General features: G+C 63.0%; 8 protein-coding genes. 3 read left to right on the top strand and 5 right to left on the bottom strand.

Annotated elements, in window-relative coordinates; all coding sequences use genetic code 11:
• Nucleotides 1-20 precede the first annotated feature (20 nt).
• Both HMPREF9153_RS00280 and HMPREF9153_RS00285 read left to right on the top strand, forming a co-directional pair.
• On the top strand, nucleotides 21-3,104 hold the full coding sequence (locus tag HMPREF9153_RS00280; RefSeq protein WP_004808622.1) for an alpha-mannosidase: 3,084 nt from the start codon (nucleotides 21-23) through the stop codon (nucleotides 3,102-3,104).
• Entirely contained in the window at nucleotides 3,101-4,327 is a 1,227-nt protein-coding gene (locus tag HMPREF9153_RS00285; protein WP_004808623.1) for a glycoside hydrolase 5 family protein, read from the top strand. The genes HMPREF9153_RS00280 and HMPREF9153_RS00285 overlap by 4 nt, the downstream gene beginning before the upstream one ends.
• A gap of 65 nt (nucleotides 4,328-4,392) precedes the next feature.
• On the opposite strand, the gene coaD is transcribed toward HMPREF9153_RS00285, so the two are convergent.
• Both coaD and rsmD read right to left on the bottom strand, forming a co-directional pair.
• A complete protein-coding gene (gene coaD, locus HMPREF9153_RS00290) occupies nucleotides 4,393-4,869 on the bottom strand; it encodes a pantetheine-phosphate adenylyltransferase (RefSeq protein ID WP_004808624.1) in 477 nt (158 codons plus the stop codon).
• Nucleotides 4,866-5,459, bottom strand: a complete 594-nt coding sequence (gene rsmD / locus HMPREF9153_RS00295; protein ID WP_080564842.1) for a 16S rRNA (guanine(966)-N(2))-methyltransferase RsmD — start codon at nucleotides 5,457-5,459, stop codon at nucleotides 4,866-4,868. Before rsmD ends, coaD begins: the two co-directional genes overlap by 4 nt.
• Nucleotides 5,460-5,635: 176 nt before the next feature.
• Between rsmD and HMPREF9153_RS00300 the strand changes: the two genes are divergently transcribed.
• Complete coding sequence (locus HMPREF9153_RS00300; protein WP_004808626.1) at nucleotides 5,636-6,058, top strand: pyridoxamine 5'-phosphate oxidase family protein; 423 nt, start codon at nucleotides 5,636-5,638, stop codon at nucleotides 6,056-6,058.
• Nucleotides 6,059-6,121: 63 nt separating this feature from the next.
• On the opposite strand, the gene HMPREF9153_RS00305 is transcribed toward HMPREF9153_RS00300, so the two are convergent.
• The 3 genes from HMPREF9153_RS00305 to HMPREF9153_RS12285 all read right to left on the bottom strand — a co-directional run.
• Nucleotides 6,122-8,341, bottom strand: a complete 2,220-nt coding sequence (locus HMPREF9153_RS00305) for an ATP-dependent DNA helicase RecG (protein ID WP_004808627.1) — start codon at nucleotides 8,339-8,341, stop codon at nucleotides 6,122-6,124.
• A 92-nt stretch (nucleotides 8,342-8,433) separates the two neighbouring features.
• Entirely contained in the window at nucleotides 8,434-8,619 is a 186-nt protein-coding gene (rpmB, locus tag HMPREF9153_RS00310; RefSeq protein ID WP_002514277.1) for a 50S ribosomal protein L28, read from the bottom strand.
• A gap of 194 nt (nucleotides 8,620-8,813) precedes the next feature.
• Nucleotides 8,814-9,878 (bottom strand): type ISP restriction/modification enzyme (locus HMPREF9153_RS12285; RefSeq protein WP_004808628.1); only part of this gene is annotated, 1,065 nt, incomplete at its 5' end.

Here is a 9,878-nt window from a genome sequence, read left to right on the forward strand (position 1 = left end):
GCAACCGCCAGGGACTCCCCATGCATGATCACGCCCCCATTCTTGACGGTCGGGTGCGCCGTCATCTCGCTGAGAAGATTCGCCCCGCCGAGACCACCACGGTGTGCCCACTCGACGTCGAGTGGGCTCCCGTCACTGACACCACCGAGGGACCGAACAGTCGCCCCGGAGTCCGCGGACAGGGAGAGCCCATCTCGATCAGCGAGGGGCTGTCGCTGAGCTATGAGCCGTTCCGGGTGGGAGACAAGTGGGGCCCGCCATGGGGAACGACCTGGCTCCATCTCATGGCCACCGTTCCGCCGGAGCATCGCGACGACCATCTCGAGATGATCGTCGACCTCGGGGGCATCTGGGACTCCCCCGGGTTCCAGTCCGAGGGCCTCGTGGTGCGTCCGGACGGGTCGGTCATCAAGGCTCTCAACCCGCGAAACACGTGGATTCCCGTCGAGATCGACACGGAAGGTCACATCGACATCTACGTCGAGGCTGCCTCCAACCCGATCCTGTTGGCCCAGCCTCCCTTCCAGCCAACCGAGGACGGGGACAAACTCACTGCCTCGACTGACGCCTACTACACCCTCAAGCGAGCTGATCTCGTCGTCGTCCACGACGAGGTCCGCGAGCTCATCGCTGACATCATAACTCTGTCCGGTTTGGCTTCCCAGCTACCGGAGGATTCCGAGCGCCGGTGGGAGATCCGTCGTGCTCTGGATCGTTCCATGGACAGAATCGATCTCTTCGACGTTGCCTCCACAGCATCAGCTGCTCGGGCCGAGTTGGCCCCAGTCCTCGCTCGTCCTGCCCACGACTCTGCCCAGACGATGACGGCCATCGGCCATGCCCACATTGACTCCGCCTGGTTGTGGCCGCTGCGCGAGACCCGACGCAAGGTCGCTCGAACCATCTCCAACCAGCTCAATCTCATCGAGAATGACCCCACCCATCTCTTCGCCTTCCCTGCTGCTCAGCACTCGGCCTGGCTGGAGGAGGACCATCCTGACCTCTTCGCCAGATTGCAGAAGGCAGTCGCCGACGGCCGGATCATCCCGGTTGGAGGCATGTGGGTGGAGTCTGACGCCAACCTGCCTGGTGGGGAAGCGATGTGCCGTCAGCTGCTGTACGGGCAGCGGTACTTCATGAAGAAGTTCGGCCACCACTGCCCCGAGGTGTGGCTGCCTGATTCCTTCGGCTACTCGGGAGCCCTACCGCAGCTGGCCAAGCTGGCCGGTGCCCAGTGGTTCCTGACCCAGAAGATCTCGTGGAACCAGGTCGACAAGTTTCCCCACCACTCCTTCTGGTGGGAGGGAATCGACGGCACCCGCATCTTCACCCATTTCCCGCCGGCTGACACCTACGGTTCTGACCTCTCGGCCCGCGACCTCGAACACGCCAGGTCCAACTTCCAGGACAAGGGCCGCGCCAATTCCTCCTTGGTGCCCTTCGGCTATGGAGATGGCGGCGGTGGTCCCACCCGCGAAATGCTCGCCCAGGCCCGTCGTGTCGCCGATCTTGACGGATCCCCCAAGCTGACCATCGAGCCTCCGGCCACGTTCTTCAGCCGCGCCGAGGCCGAGCACGAGGATCCGGGCGCCTGGGTTGGAGAGCTCTACCTCGAGCTGCATCGCGGCACGTTCACCAGCCAGTACGAGGTCAAGAAGGGCAACCGTCGCAATGAGCACCTGCTGCGCGACGCCGAGCTGTGGTGCGCCACCGCAGCGGTACGCGGCCTGATGGACTACCCCGGTGAGTGGTTGGCCGAGATCTGGCGGACCATCTGTCTCTACCAGTTCCACGACATCCTGCCTGGATCGGCGATCGCGTGGGTGTATCGCGAGGTCGTCGCCGATCACCGGCGCATCTCTGACGAACTCACCGAGCTCATTCACCATGCCCAGGAGCTGCTAGCCGGAGAGGGTGACGAGCAGGTCGTCTTCGATTCTGCTCCTATGACTCGTCCGTGGGCTTCCACCGTGGCCATGGGTGCCGGAGTTGCTCCGGCAATTGCCCACGGGGTTCAGGCTGAGGATGCGGCTGACGGATTCGTCGTCGACAATGGCCTGCTGCGTCTTACCGTTGACGAGCACGGCCTCATCACCCACCTCGTCGACCCTGCTTCCGGTCGCGACGCCATCCCAGCTGGTCAGCGTGGCAATCTTCTCCAAATTCACCCTGACTTCCCGAACATGTGGGACGCGTGGGACATCGATCCCTTCTACGCCAACAACGTCACCGACCTGGATGATGGCAAGGCCACCATGTCCCGCAACGGTGATTCGGTGACCATCAGCGTCACAAGGACGTTCGGGGATTCCCGCGCTACCCAGTCGCTGACCGTGAATCCGGGAGATCCGCGCGTCAAGGTACGCACCCATGTCGACTGGCACGAACGAGACAGTCTGCTCAAACTGGCCTGGCCGGTGGACGTCCACACCGATCACGCCGACTACGAGATCGAGATGGGTCACATCACCCGCCCCACCCACACCAACACCTCGTGGGATGCCTTCCGCTTCGAGGTTCATGCCCATCGCTGGGTGTACATCTCCGAGCCCGGATTCGGCGTCGCCATCGCCAACTCCGGTACCTATGGGTGGAATGTGTCCCGCCATCCCAAGGACAACGGTGGCACGTGGTCGATGGCCCGCGCCTCCCTTCTCAAGGGAGCCCGCTACCCCGACCCGCGCGCTGACGAGGGAGAGCATGACTTCTTCCACACTCTGCACGTCGGAGCCGATCTCACCGATGCCGTGCGTGACGGGTATGCCGCCAACCTGTGCGTACGTCGTCGTCAGGGATCGCCGGTCGATCCACTGGTCAGCGTCGAAGGCATTGCGGTCGAGGCCGTCAAATTGGCTGAGGATGGCTCTGGTGACGTCATCGTCCGGTTGTACGAGCCCTACGGGCGTCATGTTCACACCACTATGACGGTGGGCTTTGGCGCCACGTCCGCCGTCGAGTCCGACCTGCTCGAGGAACCCCTTGAGGGCAACCCGCACGCCCAGGCCGGTCCGTCAGTCATCACCGCTGACCTTGCTGACGACACGATCGGTCTGTCCATGCGTCCCTTCCAGGTTGCGACCTTGAGGTTGGGACGCAACCGATGAGGATTGGCGTCAATCACACACCGTCGCAGGGATGGTTCCACAGCTGGCTTGACCTCGATATCGATGCGACACGACGCGACTTCGAAGCAATTGCACGACTGGGCCTCGATCACGTACGGATCTTCCCACTGTGGCCGTTGTTGCAGCCCAATCGCGGTCTGGTGCGTCCCCGCGCCCTCGATGACGTCGTCTCCGTCGTGCGCGCAGCTGGCGAATTCGACCTTGAGGTCACCGTCGACGCCCTCAACGGACATCTGTCGAGTTATGATTTCCTGCCCTCCTGGGTGGTCACATGGCACGAGTCAAATCTCTTCACCGATCCGCTCGTCAAGGCTGGCCAGACCGAACTCATCAGCCAACTGGCAACACGCCTGCGGGAAGAGCCGAACGTCACCGGCATGACGGTGGGCAATGAGTTCCCGCAGTATGCGGCTCTGGCCCCGGGGCATCATCATCCGACGCGCAGCGGGTGCACCATCGATGAGGCCCAGACGTGGTTGGAGACGATGCTCGGGACCATGCGGGACCAGTGGCCAGACGGACGATTCTGGTTCGGGTTCGACGACGACCTCTGGTTCGTTGACGATCATCCCTTCACCCCGCGTCACGCCGTCACCCTGGGCTCCTCGACGACCATCCATTCCTGGGTGTTCGCTCAGGTCGGACCGCACTTCGGGGAGGGACATCCCGCCCTGACGTGGTTCCCGCGCTATCTGCTCGAACTGGCCCGGGCCTGGAGCCCTGATCCCCACCGTCCACTCTGGCTGCAGGAAATTGGTGCGCCTCGCAGCCACGTTCCCGACGACCGGGCAGCGGACTTCGTCACGTCGTCCTTGGCCTCGGTGGCCACCACCCCGAGTCTTGAGGCGGTGACATGGTGGTGCTCCCACGACGTGTCAGACCAGCTGTTGGATTTCCCGAAGCTGGAGTATTCGCTCGGCCTGTTCACCAACGACGGCAAGCCAAAGCCGGAAGCCTTGGCCATGTCGGACATGCTGCCCGATCTGCACAACGCCCAGCCTCAGGAACAGACCGATGAGCCGCTGGAATTCAGCGCGGACTGGGACACCGGGGCGGGACGGTCGGTGTCCTTCCCCATGGGCGATCTCTTCGCCCGGTGGGTTGATGAAGCCATACAGACCGGACGAGCGCCCAAGCTCGTCCTTCATCCCACCCATGGGCTCACAGACCGAGAGGCCCTCACCAGTGCTCTAGCCCGCTGACCTGCTGACTGCGACCTCATGGTCGACTCCCAGAGGACTGGCCATGGCCCAAGAACACCCGGTAGTCATGAGTGCGGGAACCTCTCTCGCAGCGCGGCATCGACGATGGCTGGCACGAACTCTGAGACGTTGCCCCCGTTGCATGCCGCCGAGCGAATCATGGAGGAGCTGATCGTCCCGAATTCGCGCCCAGCCGGCAGCAGGATCGTCTCAATCCCGCTCATGGCCTTGTTGAGGTGGGCCATCTGGAGCTCGTAGTCAAAATCCCCACCAAAGCGCAGGCCACGAATGATCGCGTCAGCTCCTTGCTCGGTGCAGAAGTCGACGAGCAACCCATCGACGAGGGCGACCTCGACACCCGGGATGTCAGCGACGGCATCCCGGACAAAGGTCACCCGCTCCTCCATGGAGAAAATGCCGTTCTTGGCCGAGTTGACCGCCACCCCGACGACGACCTCGTCAACAAGCTCGGCGGCTCGCGTCACGATGTCGACGTGGCCGAGGGTGATGGGGTCAAAGGATCCTGAAAAAACTGCTTTCACTGCTGCTCCATGGGCTCGCGGTTGCGCTGGGCGTAGTAGACGACGGTTTCACCGTAACGAGAGTTCCACGACTCAAACCCTTCCGGAAAGTGAGGGGTTCGGCTGCGGCGCGACCTCTCCACCACGACCAGTCCGTCATGGGCCAGGGCGTTCTGAATCGTGGCGGCGATGAGGCCATCCATGACGTCGTCGGCCAAGTCGTAGGGTGGGTCGAACCAGACGACGTCAAAGGTCTGCCGGTTGTCGGAGAGAAATGTCGAAACCGTCTGGGCGGCCACCTGAATCCGCAGGCGCGTGGTCCGGGCGTTCTCCGTCATGACATGACACGCTGAGCGGTCCCGGTCGACGGCAAGGACCGTCGATGCACCGCGACTGGCAGCCTCGAGGGCCACCGCTCCGGACCCAGCGAACAGGTCGCAGAAGGCTTGCCCGGCAAGCTGGTCCTCGGGAGCCTCATCAGACGTTCCGTTCCAGGCTGCCAATGCAGAGAAGACAGCCTCGCGCACCCGATCGGTCGTAGGACGTGTGAGACGTCCTGGCGGGGTGGCCAGACGCTGTCCGCCAGCACGACCCGAGATAATCCTGCTCATCCCTCCAGGCTAGCGGTTTCGCTCGATCCTGCCCGCATCGTCGCCGTACCCATTGCATCCACTCCTGGACCGCGCGGGCCCCTCGACATGGTCATGTGGCGAGCCATCCTCACCAATATCGGCAACTTTGTGCCGGTCGGCTCCCGAAATGGGCCGTGTTCAGGAAGAATGGCTCCATGATCAATGAGGAGAACCCGATCACCGAGGTCCCGGAGGACAGCTGCTGGGGCTACCTTGACACGGCTGAGGTCGGCCGCCTGGCCACCAGCGTCAATGACCAGCCCGAGGTATTCCCCGTCAACTACGTCGTCGACGGGCAGAGCATCGTCTTCCGCACCGCCGCTGGAAGCAAGCTTGAGGACATCGTCACCAACAACCGTGTGGCCTTCGAGGCCGACGGCTGGACCGAGGAGACCGGCTGGTCGGTCGTCGTGCGCGGCAGCGCCGAGGTCATCACCGACGAGGCCGAGCTCGCGCTGTGCGACAAGATGCCCCTGCTGCCGTGGGTGCCGACCGTGAAGCGCAACTACGTGCGTGTCCAGGCCGATCAGATCACCGGCCGTACCTTCGCCTTCGGCCCGGAGCCCAAGGACAACTGACAGACCACTCGCGAAGGTCCGGATCGTCATCAACGTTCCGGACCTTCGTCACGCCTGGGCAGCTCATCCCTGTTCCATGAGATCGCCCTCAGCCAGCATTTCCGTCGCGGTGACGACGTCGAGCAGCCGGGGATCCTCAGGTTCCTCTTGCACCCACCGTTCGGCGAGATCCTTGGACGCAGTGACGATCTCGGCGTGGTCGAGCACCCGCAACAACCGCAGCGGCGAGGAATACCCCGACTGGGAGGATCCGAGCACATTGCCCTCGTGACGCTGGGCCAGGTCCAATTCGGCCAGCTCAAAGCCGTCACGGGATGATGCCACCGCGGCGAGCCGCTCACGGGCCGTCGTTCCGGGCAGGGCCGTCGTCACCAGAAGACACAGGCCCGGCAGTTTTCCCCGCCCGATACGTCCGCGCAACTGGTGTAACTGGGAGACGCCGAAGCGGTCGGCGTCCATGATGACCATCATAGTGGCGTTGGGGACGTCGACGCCGACCTCGATGACCGTGGTGGAGATGAGGACCTGGGACTCACCGTCAGCGAAGCGATCCATGACGGCCTTCTTCTCATCGGCGTCCAGCCGAGAATGAAGGACGTCGATGCGCAGTCCTGTGAGCGGACCGGAGGCCAGCTGAGGAGCGATCTCCTCGACCGCAGCCGTCGGCGGGCGACCACTCTCGACGTCGTCAGCGTCATCGCTGCTGATACGAGGACACACCACGAAGACCTGATGCCCGGCCTCGCACTCCTCTCGGATGCGCTCCCAGGCGCGGGCGAGCCACGAGCGGTGGGCTGGCAGATCAACCACAGTGGTTTGGATGTCGGCACGTCCGGACGGCAGTTCTCGCAAGGTCGACACCTCGAGATCACCGAAGACCGTCATGGCAACCGTGCGAGGAATCGGCGTTGCAGTGAGAACGAGCTCGTGAGGTCGAGCACCGTCACCAGTCGTCAAGACACTGCGCTGCTCGACGCCGAAGCGGTGCTGCTCGTCCACGACGACCAGACCGATGTTGTTGTAGATGACCTTGCCTGACAACAGGGCATGGGTTCCGATGACGATTCCGGCCGCTCCCGAGGCGATGTCGGCCAAGGCGGTTCGGGTTCCAGCCGTCTTCATCGAACCCGTGAGCAGGGCAACTCCGGTGGAGTTCTCCGGGGCATCCAGGCCACCGCCAGCGGCCAGCTCCCTCAGCATCCCGGTGATCGTGGCGTAATGCTGCTGGGCGAGAACCTCAGTGGGTGCCAGCAGAACGGCCTGGTACCCGGCGTCGACGACTTGGAGCATGGCGCGTAAGGCCACGAAGGTCTTGCCGGAACCCACCTCCCCCTGCAGCAGTCGATGCATGGGGTGATCGGAAGACAGGTCAGCGTCGATGGCCTGGCTGATCTCGTCCTGGCCTGCCGTCGGGGTGAACGGGAGTCTCGACTCAAAGGCTGCCAGCAGGCCGTCGTCATGACGTCGACACACCGGCGCATCATGACTCTCGGCATCACGTCGACGCACCGCCATCGTCACCTGGGTGGCGATGGCCTCCTCCCACACCAGTCGTTCGGCACCGCGATTGGCTTCCTCCACCGAATGCGGGTGGTGGATGGCGTGGTAGGCCTGCCACAGGCTCGGCAGATCAGCCTCCTGACGCAGCCATCCGGGCAGGGTGTCCTCAAGTTCGGGGGTGGACTCGAGCAGCATCGACTCCACCGAGGCGATCTCCCAGGTGCGCAACTTCGAGGTCTGCGGGTAGAGACCAAGCAAACCGTGACGCTGCACCTGCGCAGCCATCACCTTGCCCTCCTCACGACCCGCCACGACCTTGCCGTTGCGGTCAACCATGACGAAGTCAGGATGGACGAGCTGCGGATTGCCCCGGAACTCCCCCACCTTGCCGACGAAGATGCCGTGAGTGTGGGCAGAAAAAATGCGCTGCCAGTAGGACACGATGTGAGGTTTGCCGAAAAAGGTGACGGGCAGACGTGCGTTGCCGTCGGACAGCATGACTTCCAGCCGCTGACGCGGTCGCCTCTCTCGACCTGTCACGGTCTTGTTGGTGTGGACCTCGACGCCGACGACGTCGGCCACCAAGGCGACTTCGGTGTCAACGACGAGGTGGGACAAATCCGTGGTTTCGGTACCGGTGAGGTAACGACGCGGAAGGTGACCGAGGGCCTCGCCCACCGTCTCGACGTGCATCGCAGCAAATGCTTTGGCCGTCTTGGCTCCCACCGCCTCCGCCAAAGGGCGATGAAGCTCCTGCTGGCTGCGGGTGTGCCACCTGGTCACTGCATTCACAGTGTCACCGTACCGACGGGCAATGACACCCACAACGACAAAGAACCCGCCTTACGGCGGGTTCTAACGTCGAACGCAATTGCTCAGCGGCTGACTCGGCCAGCCTTGAGGCACGACGTGCACACGTTCATGCGCTTGTGCGTGCCGTTCTCGACGACACGGACGCGCTGGATGTTCGGGCTCCACCGGCGATTGGTCTTCTTCTTCGACCAGGGGACGTTGTGTCCGAAACCGGGGCGCTTGGCGCAGATGTCACACACAGCAGCCACTGGGAGATCTCCTGTTCAGGGCCGGGTGCATGACGCACCCGACGCAATCGTTGGGTTCGGGGGTTCCTTCGGGAACTGAACAAGAATATACGGTTACCTGCCCTGAACCCAAATCGACGCCTCACCACCTCGGCGCGGCCCCACAACGATGTGCCAACAATGAGCAGTCGATTGGCCACCTGGCAGACACATAGTCAGATCGGCAACTCAGGAAGTGACCTCACGATATTGACGGTTTCAACCGACACCCGGGTCACCCGCTTCACCAAGTCGACGATGTAGTAGCCGAGGTTGGTGTGGTGAGGGGTGGGAAAGATTGATTCCAACCGATAGACCATATCGTTAAGCGGACGGTCAAAGTAGACGCTCTGCTTGGTGAAAGGCCGGTAAGTCGCCGCCGGATAACGACGCTCCGAACGATATTGGTGATGGCGGCCGCAGAGGGCATCGGCGACGAGCCCTCGGCTCCAGCTGATCCTCGTGGGGTTGTTGTCGAGCTGCTCAGCCTTGGTGTGTCCGGCTGCGGTTTCGGCATTGTATGTGTCGAGCATGCGTCGCATATTGTGCTCGACTTTGTCGGCCGAAAAGTTGTAGCACCACGCGTCCCGGCTAGTCGCTATGCCTCGCGAATGCAGGGTGAAATGGCGCAAGCTGGGATCCTTGACATCCTTAATACCGATAGCGGGGAAGGTGGCGAAGCTCTCGTCACGCTGGTTCAGCCAGTCCCCGTCCTCGTTAGGAGTGATGGTGCGCCAACCGACGGTAGACAGACACGCCTCATCAAGGTCGGAGAGTTTTTCCTCGCGGGTCTGGTAGTCGGGCACACCGTGGTAATGGATGCGGGCCGTCCCGGTGCGGGCGGGATTCTTGACGGCAATGAGCACGGCGACGCCAGTCCGGGCCCCGGAGTCAAAGATGCCGCCGCCCTCCTGCCGCCTAAGTATCCCGGCAGTGCGAGCATTCCCCCGTAGGTTATAGAGGTAGACATCGCTGAAGTCGTCCGCAAAGCTCCTGCGGATGCCGTCGGCGGTGTTCCCGTCAACCCAACCATTATTAGAGACGAACGCAAGGACACCCTGCTCCCCGAGCCGATCGGTGGCCCAACGGAAGGCGCGGATGTAGGAGTCATAGAGGCTGTTCTTGTTGGTGCTAGTCGATCGGGCGGCGTAGGTGCCGACGATCCTGGCGTCCAACGTCGGGTACTTGAGGTTGGCATTGTTGTCGTTCGCGCTGGTCTGGCCAGCGCTATAAGGCGGGTT

This window comes from Cutibacterium avidum ATCC 25577, assembly GCF_000227295.1.
GTDB lineage: Bacteria > Actinomycetota > Actinomycetes > Propionibacteriales > Propionibacteriaceae > Cutibacterium > Cutibacterium avidum.

Coding starts and splice junctions, on each gene's coding strand:
- rsmD (WP_080564842.1), bottom strand. CDS start 5,459: ATGAGCAGGATTATCTCGGGTCGTGCTGGCGGACAGCGTCTGGCCACC.
- HMPREF9153_RS00285 (WP_004808623.1), top strand. CDS start 3,101: ATGAGGATTGGCGTCAATCACACACCGTCGCAGGGATGGTTCCACAGC.
- HMPREF9153_RS00280 (WP_004808622.1), top strand. CDS start 21: ATGCATGATCACGCCCCCATTCTTGACGGTCGGGTGCGCCGTCATCTC.
- HMPREF9153_RS00300 (WP_004808626.1), top strand. CDS start 5,636: ATGATCAATGAGGAGAACCCGATCACCGAGGTCCCGGAGGACAGCTGC.